19 protein-coding genes are annotated in these 18691 nt (G+C 62.9%); 4 read left to right on the top strand and 15 right to left on the bottom strand.

Translation table 11 applies throughout. The features are described from left to right. Position 1 precedes the first annotated feature (1 nt). The 9 genes from M1E10_RS07815 to M1E10_RS07855 form a co-directional block, all read right to left on the bottom strand. A complete protein-coding gene (locus M1E10_RS07815) occupies positions 2–730 on the bottom strand; it encodes a nucleotidyltransferase family protein (RefSeq protein WP_499175798.1) in 729 nt (242 codons plus the stop codon). Positions 731–740: 10 nt separating this feature from the next. Next, a complete protein-coding gene (tsaE, locus tag M1E10_RS07820) occupies positions 741–2264 on the bottom strand; it encodes a bifunctional tRNA (adenosine(37)-N6)-threonylcarbamoyltransferase complex ATPase subunit type 1 TsaE/phosphotransferase (RefSeq protein ID WP_499175799.1) in 1524 nt (507 codons plus the stop codon). Then, on the bottom strand, positions 2261–4822 hold the full coding sequence (locus M1E10_RS07825) for a PAS domain-containing sensor histidine kinase (RefSeq protein ID WP_499175800.1): 2562 nt from the start codon (positions 4820–4822) through the stop codon (positions 2261–2263). Before M1E10_RS07825 ends, tsaE begins: the two co-directional genes overlap by 4 nt. Before the next feature lie 193 nt (positions 4823–5015). Beyond that, positions 5016–6416: an adenosylhomocysteinase gene (gene ahcY, locus M1E10_RS07830; RefSeq protein ID WP_499175801.1), complete on the bottom strand. Its 1401-nt coding sequence runs from the start codon at positions 6414–6416 to the stop codon at positions 5016–5018. Positions 6417–6550: 134 nt separating this feature from the next. Continuing rightward, positions 6551–6826 carry an HPr family phosphocarrier protein gene (locus M1E10_RS07835; RefSeq protein WP_499175802.1) on the bottom strand — a complete coding sequence of 92 codons (276 nt, stop codon included), beginning with the start codon at positions 6824–6826 and terminating at the stop codon, positions 6551–6553. Between the two features lie 12 nt (positions 6827–6838). After that, positions 6839–7240, bottom strand: coding sequence for a PTS sugar transporter subunit IIA (locus tag M1E10_RS07840; RefSeq protein WP_499175803.1), 402 nt, complete (start codon positions 7238–7240; stop codon positions 6839–6841). Positions 7241–7361: 121 nt separating this feature from the next. Continuing rightward, complete coding sequence (locus M1E10_RS07845) at positions 7362–7823, bottom strand: HPr kinase/phosphorylase (RefSeq protein WP_499175804.1); 462 nt, start codon at positions 7821–7823, stop codon at positions 7362–7364. Further along, positions 7816–9612: a sensor histidine kinase gene (locus M1E10_RS07850; RefSeq protein WP_499175805.1), complete on the bottom strand. Its 1797-nt coding sequence runs from the start codon at positions 9610–9612 to the stop codon at positions 7816–7818. Before M1E10_RS07850 ends, M1E10_RS07845 begins: the two co-directional genes overlap by 8 nt. A 72-nt stretch (positions 9613–9684) precedes the next feature. Continuing rightward, a complete protein-coding gene (locus M1E10_RS07855) occupies positions 9685–10410 on the bottom strand; it encodes a response regulator transcription factor (protein ID WP_499175806.1) in 726 nt (241 codons plus the stop codon). Positions 10411–10741: 331 nt separating this feature from the next. On the opposite strand from M1E10_RS07855, the gene M1E10_RS07860 reads away from it, so the two are divergent. The 4 genes from M1E10_RS07860 (at position 10742) to M1E10_RS07875 (ending at position 14708) form a co-directional block, all read left to right on the top strand. After that, positions 10742–12352: a phosphoenolpyruvate carboxykinase (ATP) gene (locus M1E10_RS07860; RefSeq protein WP_499175807.1), complete on the top strand. Its 1611-nt coding sequence runs from the start codon at positions 10742–10744 to the stop codon at positions 12350–12352. Positions 12353–12444: 92 nt separating this feature from the next. Then, positions 12445–12879 (top strand): aminoacyl-tRNA hydrolase, encoded by a 435-nt coding sequence (arfB, locus tag M1E10_RS07865; protein ID WP_499175808.1) that lies wholly within the window; start codon positions 12445–12447, stop codon positions 12877–12879. Between the two features lie 4 nt (positions 12880–12883). Then, positions 12884–13492, top strand: a complete 609-nt coding sequence (locus M1E10_RS07870) for an alpha-ketoglutarate-dependent dioxygenase AlkB family protein (protein WP_499175809.1) — start codon at positions 12884–12886, stop codon at positions 13490–13492. Positions 13493–13514: 22 nt separating this feature from the next. After that, positions 13515–14708 (top strand): glycosyltransferase family 87 protein, encoded by a 1194-nt coding sequence (locus M1E10_RS07875; protein WP_499175810.1) that lies wholly within the window; start codon positions 13515–13517, stop codon positions 14706–14708. Here the strand turns inward: M1E10_RS07875 and coaA are convergent. The 6 genes from coaA to M1E10_RS07905 are packed head-to-tail and all read right to left on the bottom strand — an operon-like array spanning position 14705 to position 18682. Next, complete coding sequence (coaA, locus tag M1E10_RS07880) at positions 14705–15691, bottom strand: type I pantothenate kinase (protein WP_499175811.1); 987 nt, start codon at positions 15689–15691, stop codon at positions 14705–14707. The two genes, M1E10_RS07875 and coaA, sit on opposite strands and share 4 nt — an antisense overlap. Beyond that, complete coding sequence (locus tag M1E10_RS07885) at positions 15688–16008, bottom strand: phosphoribosyl-ATP diphosphatase (RefSeq protein ID WP_499175812.1); 321 nt, start codon at positions 16006–16008, stop codon at positions 15688–15690. The genes coaA and M1E10_RS07885 overlap by 4 nt, the downstream gene beginning before the upstream one ends. A gap of 18 nt (positions 16009–16026) precedes the next feature. Further along, complete coding sequence (gene hisF, locus M1E10_RS07890) at positions 16027–16803, bottom strand: imidazole glycerol phosphate synthase subunit HisF (RefSeq protein ID WP_499175813.1); 777 nt, start codon at positions 16801–16803, stop codon at positions 16027–16029. Continuing rightward, complete coding sequence (hisA, locus tag M1E10_RS07895; protein ID WP_499175814.1) at positions 16800–17543, bottom strand: 1-(5-phosphoribosyl)-5-[(5-phosphoribosylamino)methylideneamino] imidazole-4-carboxamide isomerase; 744 nt, start codon at positions 17541–17543, stop codon at positions 16800–16802. The genes hisF and hisA overlap by 4 nt, the downstream gene beginning before the upstream one ends. A gap of 3 nt (positions 17544–17546) precedes the next feature. After that, positions 17547–18197: an imidazole glycerol phosphate synthase subunit HisH gene (hisH, locus tag M1E10_RS07900; RefSeq protein ID WP_499175815.1), complete on the bottom strand. Its 651-nt coding sequence runs from the start codon at positions 18195–18197 to the stop codon at positions 17547–17549. Next, complete coding sequence (locus M1E10_RS07905) at positions 18197–18682, bottom strand: DUF2628 domain-containing protein (RefSeq protein WP_499175816.1); 486 nt, start codon at positions 18680–18682, stop codon at positions 18197–18199. Before M1E10_RS07905 ends, hisH begins: the two co-directional genes overlap by 1 nt. Between the last annotated feature and the right edge of the window lie 9 nt (positions 18683–18691).

Here is an 18691-nt window from a genome sequence, read left to right on the forward strand (position 1 = left end):
GTCATGCGCCGGCGGCAAAGCGGGCGAGCACCGTCTCCGCCTCGTCAAGCGCCTCTGGCGTGCCCACGGTCAGCCAATGGCCGTCGAGGACCAACCCGTACAGCCGGCCCTTCGCGATCGCCTGGTCGAAATAGCGGTTTAGGCTGAACGGGGTCTTGGGCGCATCGGCACACAAGGCCGAATGCATGGCGATGGCGCCCGCATAGACAAGCGGCTGCGTGCCGTCCGTGTAGCGGCTGAGCCGCCCTGCGTCGTCCAGCTGGAAGTCCTTCTTGCCGTTGTGGCCGGTGGTTTTCTCCAGCGGCACGCAGAGGAGCAGCATGTCCATGGTTTCGGGATCGAAGGCATCGCCTAGCCGCTGCAGGCTGGTCGGCTGTCCGGAAGGCTCGCCGACCCAGAACAGATCGGCGTTCATCACGAAGAGCGGACCGGGCTGAAGCAGCCTCAGCCCCTTCACCAGCCCGCCGCCGGAATCCATCAGCTGGTCGCGCTCGTCCGAAACCTGGATCTCGATCCCGGGGTAGGCGGCAAGATGCGCCTCCATCTGGTCGGCGAAGTGATGGACGTTGACGACGGCGTGATCCACGCCCGCCTCGGCCAGCGCGTCGAGCGCATAGTCGATCATTGGCTTGCCGGCGACGCGCACCAGCGGTTTCGGCATGCTGTCGGTGATCGGTCGCAGGCGGGTTCCAAGACCCGCTGCCAGCACCATGGCCTGGGTGATCTTCATGCCATGCTTTCTAAAGCAGGGCTCCTGATTCGGGTAGCGCTATTCCGGCCGCCCGGCACCAGGCCCTGAGCGGCGCCAGCGCCTCGTGCTGCAGCGCCGTCGCCAGATGGGAGAGCGTGCGGGGCATGTGCTTCATGTAGCCCGGCTTGCCGTCGCGCTGCATCAGCCGCACCCAGAGGCCGGCGAGCTTGCAGTTGCGCTGGGCCGACATGATCGCGAAGGCCTTGAGGAAGGCGGCTTCGTCGAACGGACCTTGCTGATGGCGAAGTGCCAGGTAGTCGGCCATCATTGTCTCGGCAAGTGGCGCGGGAATGTCGACGCGAGCATCCTGTACGATGGAGGCGAGGTCATAGGCTGTCGGGCCGATCATCGCGTCCTGGAAGTCGATGAGGCCGGCCCGCTTCACGCCCTGCTCGTGTTCCCGCCAGATGATGTTGGGCGAGTGGAAATCCCGCAGCAGCAGGTTGGTCTCGGCCGTCTTCAGCTCCGAGATCAGAGCCTGCCAGATATCGTGATAGTCCTGACGTTCGGCCTCGGTCGCCGGATTGCCGCGCTTCCAGGGCAGATGCCAGTCGACGAGCAGCCGGGCCTCCATGGTCATGGCAACGGGGTCGAAGTCGGGAATGTGGTGGAGCCGTCCGGCACCTGCCGGCAGCTCCCGCGGCGCCGGTCGTGCATGGAGATAGGCAAGGCAGGCGACACACTCGCGATACCGCTCGGGGATCGGCTTGCCGTCTGCATCCAGAACGCCATCGGCGCCGAAATCCTCGAGGAGCAGGATGCCCTCGTCGACATCCGCTTCGAGCACCTCCGGCGCCGCCAGGCCGATGCTGCGGAGGTACTCGGAAATGGCGACGAAGGGGGAGGCGTCCTCGGCCAGATGCGCGACCTTCGGGTAGGGCTTGCCGTCGAGCACGGCCGGCCCCTCCGGCTGTCGCGGCCAGTCCATCAGGATCGCGGTGGATCCGTCGGCAGGATGGATGGTCTCATAGGCCCGTACCGACGCGTCGCCGGTCAGGTAGCGGCGTCTGGCTACCGGATAACCCCAGCCCTCCAGCCTCTTGCGGATGTCGAGGGACCGTTGGATGCGCTTCAACGCCGCCGCCGGACCCTCAAAACGGGCAATTCGTCCGTGCCCCTCGTGTCCGAGCCGTAGCGTCAGGCGATCCTGGGGCAGAAGGGACTCCGCCATCTCCGGCCATTCGACGAGGCAGATGCCGGAGGCCAGCGCCTCGTCGAGACCGAGCTCGTCGAGCTCGGATGCGTCGCCGAGTCGATAGAGGTCGAAATGGGAAACGGGAATGCGTAGCTCGTAGCTCTGCACCAGCGTGAAGGTCGGCGAGGGGACCTCCAGCGCCTCGTCGTCGGCGATCGCCCGCAGCAGCGCCCGTGCCAGGGTGGATTTGCCGGCGCCCAGGTCTCCGGAAAGCGCCAGGCAATCGCACGGTCTCAAGGCCAGTGCAAGATCTTCGCCGAGCCGGATGGTGGCCGCCTCATCAGGCAGATTGACGGTGATCGGGTCGGCGTCGTTCATTCGGCCGCGGCGATGGTGCGCATGGTGACGGCGCTTGGAATGCGGCAGCTGACGGTGGTGCCGGCGCCGGGTCGGCTTTCGATCCTCACCTCGCCCTTGTGCAGTTGCACGAAGCTTTCCACAATCGACAGGCCAAGCCCAGCGCCGCTCCGCTTGCCGCCGCGCGGTGTCGAGGAGAAGCGGTTGAAGATGGTGCTCAGCATGTCCTGCGGAATCCCCGGTCCGCTGTCCGAGACCGAGAAATATACGTCAGTCGCGTCGCGCCGGCAGGTGAGGGTGATAGAGCTGCCTTCCGGTGCAAAATTGGTGGCATTGGTCAGGAGCTTGAGCAGGATCTGCTTCAGCCGCTGAGGGTCGGCGACGATCGAGCCGATCCCCTGCGGTGCCGTGATCTCCAGGGTCATCTGGTTCTCCTGCAGCCGGTCGGCGATCTGCATCGCCACGTCGTCGAGAAGATCGTCGATGCTGATCTCTTCGTAGTCGAGCTGCATGATACCCGCATCGACCGTCGCGAGATCGAGGATGTCGTTGACGATGGTCAGCAGGAGCGACGACGAGGTGGAGATGTGTCCGATATACTCAGCCTGGCGCTCGTTCAGCGGCCCGACACCCGGCGTCTTCAGGAGGTCGGTGAAACCGATGATGTTGGTCAGAGGCGAGCGCAGTTCGTAGGACACATGCTGGACGAAATCGTTCTTGATCTCGTCTGCCCGTCGGAGAGCTTCGTTCTTCTCCATCAGAGCCCGTTCGGCGCTGGCACTGGCGGTCATGTCGACGAAGGTCAGCATCGTCTGCGCGTTCGGCAGCGGCGTCACCGCGTAGTCGAGGATCAGGCCGGAGAAGAGTTCCAGCGTACCTTGCAGCGACGGTCTCTCGTCATCGCAATTCGTCAGCATTTGGCCGAAGCGCCGCCAGCCGTCGGGTTGGTCGTAGGACGGCGCGCAGGCTTCCTCTATGGCGCGGATGTGGACACCGGGCTTCGCCTGTTCGGCGGTGATGCCCCAAAGGGCCCGGAACGCCGGGTTCGACAGCCGGATGCGGCCGTCGGGCCCGAACACCGCAACACCTTCGGAAAGATGGTCGATCGTTTCGCCCTGCACCATCACGAGCGTATTGTAGCGGGTCTCGAGATCGACCTGTTCGGTGAGGTTCTCGAACACCCAGGTGGCGCCGCCTTGCGGATGCGCGGTGGCGATCACGCGCAGCGTCTGCCCTTGCGGCAGGTGCCAGAGGTCGGTCTTGGTATCCAGGGCCTGATAGACCGACAGTGCCTCCTCCTTCCAAACCCGCCAGTTGAGCGGCTCGGAAAGCTTGTTTTCGCCGCGCAGGCGATCGAGGAGTTCGTTGTTGTCGGGCCGGGAATCCAGGAAGGAGAGATCGAGAGCCCAGAGGGACACGAATGCCTGGTTGTAGAACTGCAGGCGCCGGTCGCGGTCGAAGATGGCAACCGGCGTTGCCAGGTGATCGAGCGTCTCGGCATGGCTGCGCAGGGTGCGCTTCAATTCTTCCCGGACCGCCTCGGCTTCCGACACGTCGATGGCCATTCCGGCCGAGCCGCTTGCCGCCACGACGTCAACGATCTCGTAAATGGTACGGTTGCCGTGAACCACGGTCGAGACGCGGTCATGATAGGGGGAATCGGGAGTCACGCTGGCGCGGATCTTCTCGCGGGCGACGGTGCCGAGGAATTCGCGTCCTTCGTCAATGGCATGGGCCGGCGCAATCGCGTCAACGGCATCGCTGTAGGCATGGTTGACCCAGGCGAGGCGGCCGGCGTTGTCGCGTCGCCAGACCGGCTGCTCGATCGCATCCATGAGCGATTGAAACAGGGTTATCGAGCCCTGCAGGCGCTCGCGCTCGATCTTGAGCTCCGCCAGCTCCGCCCGCAGGTTGTTCAACGCGATGAATCGGACGAAAGCTCGGCCGCCGGAAACCCGCCCCTGCACCTCGAGGATTTCGTCGCGGTTCGTCTCGACCACCATGTCGAAACTGTGCGCATCGCTGCGCAGCGTCTCGATGGTTCGCTCCAGTTCGCTGGCCGAGCCGGGCCTGAGCCAGCGGCCAAAGGCGAGAAACTCCCGGTCCTGCTGCGGCGCACCCGTTTCCACCGGCAGTTGGCCAAGGAATTCGGGCTTCGAGGTTGCACCGTCCCAGATGACGATCCGCCGGTTCTTGTCGGCAATCAACGCCTCGTATTTCGAAATCTGCTGCCGTGCATCCGTAAGCGCGCTGCGCATCTCCTGGGTTTCGCTCTCCATGTTGCCGCGCTGGCGCACCAGCCAGAGAACGGAGAGGAGTGCAGCGCCGAGGGCGCCGACGACCAAGGAGGAGACGATGACTTCGGTGGAGGTGAAGAGTTTGACGGCCGCCGGACCTGCTTCCTGGGCCAGAACGCCGTGTGCGCCGCCGGCAAACGCGCTGCCGGCCAGAAGGGCGCGCACGGCAAGGCGAATGCGCAACCGGTTGCGCACGCCTGAGGCCGTGGAGACATTATTCCCGCTGCTTTCGCCGCCGCAGGAACTTGCCTCCTGAAGGAGGTTCTTTTGGTTTACCGACATTCCCGGTCTGTCTCCGTCTCTTTGCCGCATCATCGACAAGACATCCCACATCGCCCTTGCCCGAAGCAGGTGCGATTCGATGTCTGACAGAATACTTGCTTAGGGAATCGTCGGGAAGGCTGCGGGCAAAAAAGAAATCGCGGCCTTGGTCAAGGCCGCGATCATCAATATGTTGTGGATAGCGATGGGTAGTTTAGTACCTGTAGTGGTCCGCCTTGAACGGGCCCGACTTCGATACGCCGATGTAGCCGGCCTGCTCTTCGGAAAGCTCCGTCAGCTTGACACCGAGCTTGGCGAGGTGGAGGCGCGCGACCTTTTCGTCGAGGTGCTTCGGCAGGATGTAGACGTCGTTCTTGTATTCACTCTGCTTGGTGAACAGCTCGATCTGCGCCAGGACCTGGTTGGTGAACGAGGCCGACATGACGAACGACGGGTGACCGGTCGCATTGCCAAGGTTCAGCAGGCGGCCTTCCGACAGCAGGATGATGCGGTTGCCCTTGGGGAACTCGACCATGTCGACCTGCGGCTTGACGTTGGTCCATTTGAGGTTCTTGAGCGCCGCAACCTGGATCTCGTTGTCGAAATGGCCGATGTTGCCGACGATCGCCATGTCCTTCATGGCGCGCATGTGGTCGAGACGGATGACGTCCTTGTTGCCGGTCGTGGTGATGAAGATGTCGGCGCTGTCGACGACATCCTCGAGCACGACGACTTCGAAGCCGTCCATCGCCGCCTGCAGGGCGCAGATCGGATCGACTTCCGTGACCTTGACGCGCGCGCCGGCGCCAGCCAGCGATGCGGCGGAACCCTTGCCCACGTCACCATAGCCGCAGACGACGGCGACCTTGCCGGCCATCATCACGTCGGTGCCGCGGCGAATGCCGTCGACCAGCGATTCCTTGCAGCCGTACTTGTTGTCGAACTTCGACTTCGTCACGCTGTCGTTGACGTTGATGGCCGGGAAGGGCAGGAGGCCCTTCTTGCTGAGCTCATAGAGGCGGTGGACGCCGGTCGTCGTCTCTTCGGTAACGCCCTTGATGGCGTCGCGCTGCTTCGTGAACCAGCCAGGCGAGGCCTGCAGGCGCTTCTTGATCTGCGCGAACAGGATCTCTTCTTCTTCCGAGCTCGGGTTGATCAGCACGTCTTCACCGGCTTCGGCACGGGCGCCGAGCAAGATGTACATCGTTGCGTCGCCGCCGTCGTCGAGGATCATGTTGGTGACGCCACCATCGGACCACTGGAAGATCTTGTCGGTGTATTCCCAGTATTCCGTGAGGCTTTCGCCCTTGACCGCGAACACCGGAACGCCGCTTTCGGCAATCGCCGCTGCCGCATGGTCCTGGGTGGAGAAGATGTTGCAGGATGCCCAGCGGATGTCGGCGCCGAGCACCTTCAGCGTCTCGATCAGCACGGCCGTCTGGATGGTCATGTGCAGCGATCCGGAGATCCGGGCGCCCTTCAAGGGCTTGCTGTCGCCGAATTCCTCGCGGCAGGCCATCAGGCCGGGCATTTCCGTCTCGGCAATGTCGAGTTCCTTGCGACCGTAGGAGGCAAGCCCGATATCGGCGACAATGTAGTCTTTCTCAATGCTCATGAAGCTCTCCAGCTGGAAGTTGCCGGTGCCAGTCATCAAGCACCGCCCATCGTCATTCGAGAGCCGGTTTATCAGTCTTGCGAACAGGACGCAACGGGACATAAAGAAGTGTTTATATCTTTATGTCTGGAAGGTTAAGCCTCTTCGCCGAACCTGTTGGCGATGAGCTGTTCGATCGCGTCCAGGGCCTCCGTCGCCTGCGGCCCCGAGGCGCTGACCTCGACGCTGCATCCGGGACTGGCCGCCAGCATCATCAATCCCATGATCGACATGCCCCCGACGGTCATGCCATCGCGGCTGACGGCGACCACGGCATCGAAGCGGCCGACGGTTTGGACGAATTTCGCGGAAGCACGCGCATGCAGGCCGCGCTTGTTGATGATCAGAAGCTCGCGGGTCAGGGGGGGCATGATGCTTTCAGGTTACTTGCCGCTGAGAACGCGGCTGGCGACGTTGATGTATTTGCGCCCCGCGTCGGAGGCCTCCGCGAGCGCTTTGTCCATATCGTTATCGCCACGGACGCCGGCGAGCTTGATGAGCATCGGCAGGTTGACGCCGGCAATTACTTCGACGCGGCCGCTCGCCATCACCGAAATCGAAAGGTTGGATGGCGTGCCGCCGAACATGTCTGTGAGGATGATGACACCATGGCCGTCATCGGCGCGCTCTACCGCATCGACAATGTCCTGGCGCCGCTGGTCCATGTCATCTTCCGGGCCGATCGAGACCGTTTCGATGCATCTCTGCGGTCCGACGACATGCTCCACGGCATGTCGAAACTCCTCAGCCAGCTTGCCATGGGTGACAAGCACTACTCCGATCATGAACTCCCCCTGCTATGGAAACCTGTTGCCCCTATCGCAATGCACAAGGGCCGTCCAGCGGTGGGACGCCATCTTCGCCATGTAACGCTGAAGTGCAAGTCAAAAATACGAGTGGTCCCTTTCACAATGTCGTCGGTATACCGATCCCGGGATGAAGTGCCGCGATGGCCGCGAGCGGCTCCCGGTGATCTTTGACCAGCAGGAGCTGGGGAAGGTCGCCGTGCCCGGGGATCGGATAGGTCTGTTCCAGATCCGGCAGACGTTCGGCTGTAAGCGGGTCCACCAGGAGGATTGCCAGATGCAGGGGCGCCTCCGGGATGCTCGCGATTGCCGCGATGCCGCTGCCGCGGATCTCGATCAGTCCGGCAATGGCAGCAGGCCGGGCGGCAACCAGTCTCCCGCTGCTTTGCGAGACGAAGACCTGGTCATCGGCAACGAGCGCGGCACTCCATCCGGCCCGTCTTGCTGTGGCCAGACACTGCAGCGCCATTGAGGATTTTCCGATCCCGGAAGGGCCGACGAACAGCAGGCCTGCTTCGCCCACGACGATCGCGGTGGCATGGATGTTGACCGGGTCAGGCATCGGCGCGGCCGGCGGGTGGCAGCGACAGCGTGAACCGTGCGCCGATGATCTCGCCGGTCTTCGGATCGGTGTTGTTCTCGGCCCTCAGCGTTCCGCCGTGGGCCTCGGCGATCTGCCGGCTGATCGAAAGGCCGAGGCCGGAGTTCTGCCCGAAGCTCTCGCCTTCTGGCCGGTCCGTGTAGAAACGTTCGAAGATCCGGTCGATGTCTTCGGCCTGGATCCCGGGGCCGTTGTCATCGATCTGGACGTTGATGCGACCGCGGAAATGGTAGAGCCGGATGAGGATTTGCCCGCCCTGGTCCGGAACGAAGGAGCGCGCATTCTCGATGAGGTTGGTGACGATCTGCCCCAGCCGGAGATCGTGGCCATTGACGATGAAAGAGGCCTTTCCGGCCGGCTTGGCGTCTATGCTGAGCTCGATTTGCACAACCTTGCGGCCGCTGCGGATCTGGCGAGAAATATCGACCATGTTGCGCAGCAGGACCTGCATGTCGATGGGCGCCGCATCCGAACGGGCGAGTTCCGCATCGAGCCGCGAGGCATCCGAAATATCGCTGATCAGGCGGTCGAGCCGGCGCACATCGTGGAAGATGATCTCCGTCAGTCTCTGCTTCGATTCTTCCGTTTTCGCCAGCGGCAAAGTTTCCACTGCGCTGCGCAGCGAGGTCAGGGGGTTCTTGAGCTCGTGGCTGACGTCGGCGGCGAAGCTCTCGATCGCGTCGATCCGGTCGTAGAGCGCGGTGGTCATTTCGCGCAGTGCGATCGACAAATTGCCGATCTCGTCCTGGCGGTAAGCGAAATCGGGGATTTCTTCGCGCTGCTTGGCGCCACGCCGCACGCGGATGGCGGCGGCCGCGAGCCGCCGCAGCGGATTGGCGATGGTCGAGGACAGAAGCAGCGACAGGAGGATGTTGACGAGGGTCGCGACCCCGAACACCCGCATGATCGCAAGCCGCTCCGCATGGACGATCTTGTCGATGTCACCCGCCTGCGTCGACAGGAGGAGCACCCCCAGCACGGCCCGGAACCGCTGCACCGGAACCGCGACGGAGACGATCAACTCGCCACGATCGGTGATGCGGACGACCGCACCGCGCACGCCGGTCAGCGCATTCATCACCTCCGGATAGATGGAGCCGTCGCCGCCGGGCGCTTCCTTGTAGAGCGGAAGATTGCTCTGCTGCAGCATGCGGTTGAACAGACCAACGGACCAGTCGCTCCAGCTCGTCGTCTCCTGTTCAACCGGCGGCAGATCGTAGCGCAGCACCTGGCCGCGGGAATAGAGGTGGCGGGAATCGAGCAGCATGTTGGCGTCCGCGTCGAACAGCCGGGCCCGGGTGCGTGTCGGAGAAATCAGCCGCCGAAGCACCGGCGCGACACGGTCGGGATCGATCGGAAAATCGAGGTCCTCGTCGTTAGGAACGGGCGTGATGCTTTGCCCCGCCTGCAGCTCGAGCAGCTTCTCAGGGTCGATCGTGATCGAATTGGTGTCGACCGAAGCAGAGGCCGAAATCGCGCCGGCGATGATCTCGCCCTGTGTCAGCAGGCTTTCGACCCGGGCGTCGATCAGCCCCTCTCGAAACTGGTTGAGATAGAGGATACCGCCCACCAGAACGACGGTCGCCGCGATGTTGAAGAACAGGATCCGGCGGGTGAGGCTTGAAAAGACGGCGTGTCCGAACACCCTGCGGATCATCGTGAAGGGATGAGACCAAACGCGTCCAGACGCGCGCTGTCCATCGTCGTCCACCCCATCAGCAATGTCATCGTCAAGCAGTCGATCTGCCACCAATAGTCCTTTCGCAGGACCGGCTGCGCACCTTGATGGGTGCTCGCTCTCCTGTCGGCCGTGCCGACTTGCCTATGCAGCTTCCCGGAAGCGGTAGCCGACCCCGTAGAGCGTTTCGATCATATCGAAGTCCACGTCAACCATCTTGAATTTCTTCCGCAGCCGCTTGATGTGGCTGTCGATCGTCCGGTCGTCCACGTAGACCTGCTCGTCGTAGGCGGCATCCATCAGAGCGTCGCGGCTCTTGACCACGCCTGGCCGCTGGGCAAGCGAGTGAAGGATCAGGAACTCCGTCACCGTCAGCGTCACAGGCTCGCCTTTCCAGGTGCAGGTGTGCCGCTCCTGGTCCATGGCCAGTTGTCCGCGATCAAGGGTTCTTGCCTGCTGGGCGTCGCTTGCCGTCTTGGCGCCGGTGCCGGACCCTTGGGTCTCGCGGGCGCTGGCGCGCCTCAGGATCGCCTTGACGCGCTCCACCAGCAGGCGTTGCGAGAACGGCTTGGTGATGAAATCATCCGCTCCCATCTTCAGGCCGAACAGCTCGTCGATCTCCTCGTCCTTTGACGTCAGGAAGATCACCGGGATGTCGGACTTCTGCCGAAGCCGTCGCAACAGTTCCATTCCGTCCATGCGTGGCATCTTGATGTCGAAGATTGCCAGTTGCGGCGGCCGCCCAAGGAGGCCGTCAAGTGCGGACGCACCATCAGTGTAGGTCTCGACCTTGTAGCCTTCTGCTTCAAGCGCAATCGATACCGAAGTGAGGATGTTGCGATCGTCGTCCACGAGCGCGATTGTCTGCATGCTCTCCGTCTCCATCACCATCTCTGCGCATCTCCTGGAATGTCCCCAGCCAGGTCCGGCGAATGCCGAAGCGCGTTGTGAGTCTAAAGGTGGAACAAATTGTGGCAAAGATAGAGGCTTTGCCGCGGATTACAACGACAACGCGCCCCCGCTCCACTTGTTCGACTCTGCAAACTAAAAAAGACACTAAACCGATTTAAATAGGAATAGATTTTTTTAAATCGATTAATATATTGATATCATTGCGTTATTGTCATTATCTGGTCTTGCCCTTTGGTCTCGTCGAAGCTAACTGGTGCAGCAGGACAATGCCACGGGAAGGAAGGCGCATATGCAGGAGCTTGGACTTTACAATTCGTCCAACGGGATTTCGACCATTGGTTTTACCGATGTCTCCCGCGCCAAATACAACTTCTCGGAGACGGAACTCTACGAGGAAGCCATCCGCAACGGGGAAGCCGAGTTGACGGCGGATGGAGCCCTGCGCGCCGTCACCGGCCAGCACACCGGCCGTTCCCCCAAGGACAAGTTCGTCGTCCGCGACGAAAACACGGAAGACGTGATCTGGTGGGACAACAACAAGCCGATGTCTCCGGAGCGCTTTGACGTCCTTCACAAGGACATGCTGGCGCATGCGGCCGCCAAGACGCTCTACATTCAGGACCTGATCGGTGGCGCCGACCCTGAAAATGCTCTCCCGACGCGCGTGGTGACCGAGCTCGCCTGGCATGCGCTCTTCATTCGCAACCTTCTCATCCGGCCGAGCCGGGCAACGCTCGAGACCTTCACGCAGAAATTGACGATCATCAACCTCCCAAGCTTCAAGGCGGATCCGGCACGGCACGGCTGCCGCACCGAGACCGTGATCGCCTGTGACCTGGCGCGTGGCATCGTGCTGATCGGCGGGACCTCCTATGCCGGCGAGAACAAGAAGTCGGTCTTTACCGTGCTGAACTACCTGCTGCCGGCAAAGCACGTCATGCCGATGCATTGCTCCGCCAATGTCGGCCCCGATGGCGACGCCGCCGTCTTCTTCGGTCTATCGGGAACGGGCAAGACGACGCTGTCTGCCGATCCGAGCCGTACCCTGATCGGCGACGACGAGCATGGCTGGGGCGAAAGCGGGATCTTCAATTTCGAGGGCGGCTGCTACGCCAAGGCCATTCGGCTCTCGGCCGAAGCGGAACCGGAAATCTACGCCGCCACCCGTCGTTTCGGAACGGTGCTGGAGAACGTCGTCCTCGACGAGAACCGCGTCCCGGATTTCGAGGACGGCTCGCTGACGGAAAACACCCGTAGCGCCTATCCGCTGCACTTCATTCCCAACGCGTCGGAGACCGGGCTTGCCCCGCATCCGAAGACGATCATCATGCTGACGGCGGATGCCTTCGGTGTCATGCCGCCGATCGCCCGGCTGACGCCGGAACAGGCCATGTACCACTTCCTGTCCGGCTACACCGCCAAGGTGGCCGGCACGGAAAAGGGTGTCACCGAACCGGAAGCGACCTTCTCCACCTGCTTCGGAGCGCCCTTCATGCCGCGTCATCCGGCTGAATACGGCAACCTGCTGCGCGACCTGATCGATCGTCACGGCGTCGATTGCTGGCTCGTCAACACCGGCTGGACCGGGGGTGCTTACGGCGTCGGGCGCCGGATGCCAATCAAGGCGACTCGTGCGCTGCTGACGGCGGCCCTGACGGGAGACCTCAAGGGCGCACAGTTCCGCACGGATGCGAATTTCGGATTTGCGGTTCCAGTCGCGGTCGATGGCGTCGATTCGGCCATTCTCGACCCTCGCTCCACCTGGTCCGACGGCAATGCCTACGACGCCCAGGCAATGAAGCTGGTCTCGATGTTCATCGCCAACTTCGAGAAGTTCGAGGATCACGTCGACAGCCGGGTGCGCGATGCCGCCCCGGTGCTGCTTAGCGTGGCGCAATAACGGACCGTCGATCAAACCAATGCCGCCGGCCTGATCAGGCCGGTGGTTTCCTTCCTCCGGCGTTTATGGGATAGAGACGGCGGAGACGAACGATGGCCAGCAATCCCCTTCACATCAGCAGCCGCATCACGATCGCAGGTTGGGAACTGACGGAACAGTTCGTGCTGGCGGGTGGCCCTGGCGGGCAGAACGTCAACAAGGTCTCGACCGCCGTTCAGCTTTTCTTCGATGTCCTCAACTCACCGTCCCTGCCCGAGCGCGTCAAGGAGAACGCGGCCCGAGTCGCCGGCCGCCGGATGTCGAAGGATGGCGTCCTGATGATCGAGGCGAACCGGTTTCGCAGCCAGGAGCGCAATCGCGAGGACGCGCGCGAGCGGTTGAAGGAATTGATCCTCAAGGCGGCGGAGCCGCCGCCGCCGCCGCGCAGGGCCACCCGGCCGACCAAGGGTTCCGTCGAGCGCCGGCTGAAGGAGAAGTCAGGCCGCGCCGGGATCAAGAAAATGCGCGGCAAACCGACGGGAGAGTAGTGACGTGGCCGACCTCCCGAATGACGTCAGATATCTGCCCGGCCGGCTCGATCGGGCAGCACAGGAGCATCTGGTAGAGCTTGTCCGCGCCGTCGTTGCGCAAGCCCCGCTCTATGTCCCGGAGATGCCCGGTACCGGCAAGCCGATGTCCGTGCGCATGACCAATTGCGGATCGCTCGGCTGGGTGACGGACAAGGCGCGCGGCTACCGCTATCAGGATGTTCACCCGGTAACGGAAAAACCGTGGCCCCCGATCCCGCAGGAACTTCTGAGCCTTTGGGAGGAGGTGTTGGATTATCCGAAGCCGCCGCAGGCCTGCCTCGTCAACTTCTATTCCGACGATGCCAGGATGGGGCTGCATCAGGACAAGGACGAAACGGACTTCGCTGCCCCGGTCCTGTCGATCTCCCTCGGCAACACCTGCCTGTTCCGCGTCGGCGGCACGCAACGGAAGGACCCCACTCGCTCCTTCCGGCTGCAGAGCGGCGACGTCGTCGTCCTCGGCGGCGAGGGCCGGCTCTGCTTCCACGGCGTCGACCGGATCTATCCGGGCACGTCAACGCTTTTGAAGAACGGCGGCCGGATCAACTTGACCTTAAGGCGCGTGACGTAATCTGACCGAACAGGGAGAGGTCATGCCGGTCGCAATACCGAAATCTATCGTTCTGAGTGGGACGCTTGTGTGGTTGGCGGGCACGCTGATCGGCCTCAACTATCTCCGTTTGGCTTGGACGCTTGACGGCAACGGCCTTTCCGTCATGACAGGCAGGCTGCCGTACTGGGACTTTACCAACCTCTGGGGCGGCGGTCGCATGGCGTTAGAGGGCCATGTGGCTAATCTTTTTGATGTAGAGGCCTATCGACCCGCTTTGCGGGCGCTTCTTTCTCCGTTGTTGCTCGATCAGGAGTGGAGCTACCCCCCGTCAATGCTTCTCGTCGGCGCTCCGCTTGCCGTGGTGCCGGTGTTTCCGGCCTATCTGGCATGGACGGGAGCGACCCTGGCATTTCTCCTGGTCGCCGCCGGCTGGCTTGGGTTGAAAGGCTGGCACCGGTTGCTGCTGCTGACGGCTCCACCTGTTCTCTTCAATGTACTCTTCGGTCAGAATGGCGCACTCACGAGCTCGCTTCTTCTCGGCGGGCTGTTGCTGGCACCGACGAGACCTCTTCTGGGTGGCCTGTTTCTGGGCCTGCTCACGGTAAAGCCGCATCTGGGAATCCTGGTTCCCTTTTGCCTGATGGCTGCCGGCAACTATCGCGCCGTGGCTTCAGCCACCGTTACCGGTCTTGCGATGGTTGTCCTGAGTGGTGTCTTGTTCGGCTGGGACACTTGGCTTCTGTTCTTCTCCGAGACCAATCCGATGATGCGGGTAATCCTGGAGGCGCCATATCCGCAGGGCTACCAGATGAATGCGATGACGGCCTTCTCCCTTGCCCGATCACTGGGCGCAGGGCTCGGGACAGCTTATCTGGTCCAGGGTATTTTCACCGCAATCGCGGTCGCGGCCGTGATCTGGCTGTGGCGGGGAGCGATGCCGGTGGAGCACGACGTGAGAGTTGCCGTCACCGGACTCCTCGCCTTGTGCGCCACGCCCTACGGCTACACCTACGATGCCATCCCGCTTGCCATTGCGGTTCTGGTCCTGGGCAGGAGGCAGCTGGTACCTATGCTTCTGCTCGCAGTCGGCTGGTTGTACCCGCTGATGAACCACGTGGTGGCGATGAAATACCCGTCTCTGGGGGTCCTTGTCCCTGCACTGATGGCCACGGCCTCCGTCTGGGCAATATCGCGTCGAAACGCCGGCTTCGGGCCCTGCGACGGCGAAGCTTAAAGCTTCCTGAGAGCGACCGTCTCGACCAAGTGATTGGAGCCCTTGCGCAGGATCAGGTCGGCGCGCGGGCGGGTCGGCAGGATGTTCTGCCGCAGGTTCTTCAGGTTGATGTTTTCCCACAACCCCTCGGCGATCGCGCGCGCCGCCTCCTCGCCAATGGTGGCGTAGCGGTTGAAGAAGGAGTTGGGATCGCGGAAGGCGGTCTGGCGCAGCTTCATGAAGCGTTCAACATACCAGTTGTGGATCAGCGTCTCGTCCGCATCGATGTAGATGGAGAAATCGAAGAAGTCCGAGACGATCGGCACGATCTTGCCGTCTGCCGGTAGGTCGCGCGATTGAAGGACGTTGATTCCCTCGAAGATCAGGATGTCGGGCCGGTCCACGACGGTATATTCGTCCGGCAACACGTCATAGGTAAGGTGCGAATAGCGCGGCGCCCGGACGTTCGGCTCGCCGGCCTTGATCGCCGAGAGGAAGCGCAGCAATGCGCCGATGTCGTAGCTCTCCGGAAAGCCCTTGCGTTCCATCAGGCCTTCCCGTCGCAAGATGGAGTTGGGGTAGAGGAAGCCGTCGGTGGTGATCAGATCGACCTTCGGGCTGGACGGCCAGCGCGCCAGAAGCTCCTGCAGGATGCGGGCAGTTGTCGACTTGCCGACGGCCACCGAACCGGCAATGCCGATGACGAAGGGCGTCTTCGCCACGTCCGACATGCTTAGAAAGCGGTTACGCTGCTGGAACAGCAGCTGGGAGGCTTCGACATGGGCCGACAAGAGCCGCGACAGGGAGAGGTAGATCCGCCGCACCTCCGTGAGGTCGATCGGATCGTCGAGGGAGCGCAGCCGCGCCACTTCGTCCGCCGTCAGCGTCATTGGGGTGTCTGCGCGAAACCGGGCCCACTGCTCCGAGTTGAACTGGTGATAGGGCGAGTAATTGGCGCTAGACAGCTGGTCCTGGCCTTCAAGGGGTTGCGTTGCCACGGTCATGACTGCCGGCTTGCCTTTTCCTGCAGACCGGATTGCACCGTCCGCCGCTGGAGTTCGTCCATCACATCCTGCAGCGGAATGCCGGCGATATTCAATACGACCATCAGGTGATAGAGGAGGTCGGCACTTTCGCAGACGAGGTCGGCAGGTTCCTGCGAAACGGCGGCGATGACAGTCTCCACCGCTTCCTCGCCGAGCTTCTTGGCGGCTTTCGTCTGTCCGGCGGCAACGAGTTTCGCCGTCCAGGAGTGGTCCGGAGACGCCTGCGCCCGGGTCGCGACGATCTGTTCCAGATCGGCCAGGGAAAAACCGCTCATGTCATGCCTCCGTCGGCGTCAGTGCAGCCGCATCGCGATACCGTGGTCGGCCATATAACGCTTGGCCTCCTCCACGGTATAGGTGCCGAAGTGGAAAATCGAGGCGGCCAGAACCGCTGTGGCATGACCATCCCGGATGCCTGCCACGAGGTCGTCCAGCGTTCCGACGCCGCCGGAGGCGACCACCGGCACGCGCACGGCATCGGCAATCGTCCGCGTCAGGGCAAGGTCATAGCCGCTCTTGGTTCCGTCGCGGTCCATGGAGGTGACCAGCAGCTCGCCGGCACCCTTGTTCACCACCGTCGCCGCAAATTCCACGGCGTCGAGGCCGGTCGGCTGGCGTCCGCCATGGGTGAAGATCTCCCAGCGGTCCGTTTCACCAGTGGCCGAGACCTTCTTCGCGTCGATCGAGACGACGATGCACTGGTTGCCGAACTTGTCGGCGGCCTCGGCCACGAAATCCGGGTTCTTCACCGCAGCCGAATTGATCGACACCTTGTCGGCACCGGCGAGCAGCAGCTTGCGGATATCGGCGACGGCGCGCACGCCGCCGCCGACGGTCAGCGGCATGAAGCAGTGATCGGCGGTGCGGGCGACGACGTCGAAGATCGTGTCGCGATTGTCGGAAGAGGCGGTGATGTCGAGGAAGCAGAGCTCGTCGGCACCGGCCGCATCATAGGCCTTGGCAGCCTCGACCGGGTCGCCGGCATCGATGAGATCGACGAAGTTGACGCCCTTGACGACGCGGCCGTCCTTGACGTCGAGACAGGGGATGACGCGGGCCTTGAGGCTCATGCGGCTTCTCCCTGGCGAGCCTTGATCAACGCCAATGCTTCGCCCGGATCGATCCGGCCGTCATAGAGTGCACGTCCGGAGATGGCGCCTTCGAGCCGTGCTGCGTCGGGCTTCAGCATCCGCCGGACATCGTCCATGGAGGCGAGGCCGCCGGATGCGATGACCGGAATGGAGACCGCGTCCGCCAACTCCAGCGTCGCGTCCCAGTTGATGCCGGCAAGAATGCCGTCGCGGTCGATGTCGGTGTAGATGATCGCCGAGATGCCGGCGCCTTCGAACTTCTTCGCCAGTTCAATCACGCCGAGTTCAGAGGCTTCCGCCCAGCCCTCGACGGCGACCTTGCCGCCCTTGGCGTCGATGCCGACGGCGATCTTGCCGGGAAATCGCTTGCAGGCCTCGATCACCAGCGCCGGATCGCGCACGGCGACGGTGCCGAGAATGACACGGGAAAGCCCGCGCGACAGCCAGCTCTCGATGTGCTCGAGCGTGCGGATGCCGCCGCCGAGCTGCACCGGGTTTTTCGTCGCCTTCAGGATGGCGTCGACGGCGGCGCCATTGATGCTCTCACCGGCGAAGGCGCCGTTCAGGTCCACCACATGCAACCACTCGAAGCCCTGGTCTTCGAAGGCTTTCGCCTGGGCGGCGGGATCGGCGTTGTAGACGGTCGCCTGCGCCATGTCGCCGAGCTTGAGGCGAACGCACTGGCCGTCCTTGAGGTCGATGGCGGGGAAGAGAATCATGGCTTACGGCTTCCAGCGCAGGAAATTGGCGATCAGTGCGAGACCGAGTGTCTGGCTCTTTTCCGGGTGGAATTGAGAGCCTGCCATGTTGTCCCGTCCGACGAAGGCGGTCATCGGACCGCCGTAGTCGGTGGTGGCGAGGACTTCGTTCGGATTAGTAGCCGCCAGGTGGTAGGAATGCACGAAATAGGCGTGCAGGCCGTCTTCACCTGTAGGGATGCCGTCAAACAGCGGGTGAGGGTGCTTCAGGTCGAGCGTATTCCAGCCGATCTGCGGGATTTTCAGCGTTGGATCGGCAGGCTCCATTTCCGTCACGTCGCCCTGGATCCAGCCGAGACCCTCGGTGACCGTCTTCTCCAGCCCGCGCGATGACATCAGCTGCATGCCGACGCAGATCCCCAGAAAGGGACGGGCTTTCGCTTCGACGGCCTCGACAAGCGCCTCATACATGCCCGGGACGGCATCCAGCCCGGCGCGGCAGTCGGCGTAGGCGCCCACCCCCGGCAGCACGATCCGGTCGGCCGTCGCCACCGCATCCGCCTTGTCCGTCAGGTCGATGTGAGCATCGATCCCCGCCTCGCGCGCGGCGCGCTCGAACGCCTTGGTGGCGGACCGCAGGTTGCCGGAACCGTAATCGATGATTGCGACGCGCATCAGCGTCCTCCGTGATGATCGAAGATCCCGATGCCGCCCTGCGCCCATCCGGTGTCAGGTCGCGGCTCGCTGCGTTTGGCCCAATCCGGGGCCGTCGGCTGTTCGGGTGTCTCCGCAGGCGTTTGCCCTGAAAAATAGATCTCTTCCGCCGTATTCTGCTCGCCGGCCGTCACGATGGCGTCCAGTGTCCAGCCCCGGCGTATGAGCGTTTCGCTATAGAAGTGGCGACCCTCCAGCGCAACCGCAAGATTGATGGCAAGTGCGAAGAGAAAGCCGGCGACTTCGAAGCCCTCGATCTGGATCAATCGCCCGGCAACCACCTGCAACAGGAACACGATGGCCGCCGCAAGCCAGAGGCGCTTGGTGAGCAGCCAGATCCACGGGAAGGCGAGCGCCATCCAGGAGAACCGGTCGGCAAGGAACATCGTCCGCTTGTGGTCGGGATCGGCGCCGCCCGGAGGGGTCAGAACGAGATAACTTTTCAAGACATCTCC

It is taken from the genome of Rhizobium sp. PK7-22 (assembly GCF_056530405.1).

Bases quoted from the DNA above. Each gene is read 5' to 3' on its own strand.
- M1E10_RS07835 (WP_499175802.1), bottom strand. From the start codon at position 6,826: ATGCCCCCCCTGACCCGCGAGCTTCTGATCATCAACAAGCGCGGCCTG.
- hisH (WP_499175815.1), bottom strand. From the start codon at position 18,197: ATGCGCGTCGCAATCATCGATTACGGTTCCGGCAACCTGCGGTCCGCC.
- M1E10_RS07815 (WP_499175798.1), bottom strand. From the start codon at position 730: ATGAAGATCACCCAGGCCATGGTGCTGGCAGCGGGTCTTGGAACCCGC.
- M1E10_RS07845 (WP_499175804.1), bottom strand. From the start codon at position 7,823: ATGCCTGACCCGGTCAACATCCATGCCACCGCGATCGTCGTGGGCGAA.
- arfB (WP_499175808.1), top strand. From the start codon at position 12,445: ATGGCCAGCAATCCCCTTCACATCAGCAGCCGCATCACGATCGCAGGT.
- M1E10_RS07840 (WP_499175803.1), bottom strand. From the start codon at position 7,240: ATGATCGGAGTAGTGCTTGTCACCCATGGCAAGCTGGCTGAGGAGTTT.
- hisF (WP_499175813.1), bottom strand. From the start codon at position 16,803: ATGAGCCTCAAGGCCCGCGTCATCCCCTGTCTCGACGTCAAGGACGGC.
- ahcY (WP_499175801.1), bottom strand. From the start codon at position 6,416: ATGAGCATTGAGAAAGACTACATTGTCGCCGATATCGGGCTTGCCTCC.
- coaA (WP_499175811.1), bottom strand. From the start codon at position 15,691: ATGACCGTGGCAACGCAACCCCTTGAAGGCCAGGACCAGCTGTCTAGC.
- M1E10_RS07860 (WP_499175807.1), top strand. From the start codon at position 10,742: ATGCAGGAGCTTGGACTTTACAATTCGTCCAACGGGATTTCGACCATT.
- tsaE (WP_499175799.1), bottom strand. From the start codon at position 2,264: ATGAACGACGCCGACCCGATCACCGTCAATCTGCCTGATGAGGCGGCC.
- M1E10_RS07885 (WP_499175812.1), bottom strand. From the start codon at position 16,008: ATGAGCGGTTTTTCCCTGGCCGATCTGGAACAGATCGTCGCGACCCGG.
- hisA (WP_499175814.1), bottom strand. From the start codon at position 17,543: ATGATTCTCTTCCCCGCCATCGACCTCAAGGACGGCCAGTGCGTTCGC.
- M1E10_RS07855 (WP_499175806.1), bottom strand. From the start codon at position 10,410: ATGCAGACAATCGCGCTCGTGGACGACGATCGCAACATCCTCACTTCG.
- M1E10_RS07875 (WP_499175810.1), top strand. From the start codon at position 13,515: ATGCCGGTCGCAATACCGAAATCTATCGTTCTGAGTGGGACGCTTGTG.
- M1E10_RS07825 (WP_499175800.1), bottom strand. From the start codon at position 4,822: ATGTCGGTAAACCAAAAGAACCTCCTTCAGGAGGCAAGTTCCTGCGGC.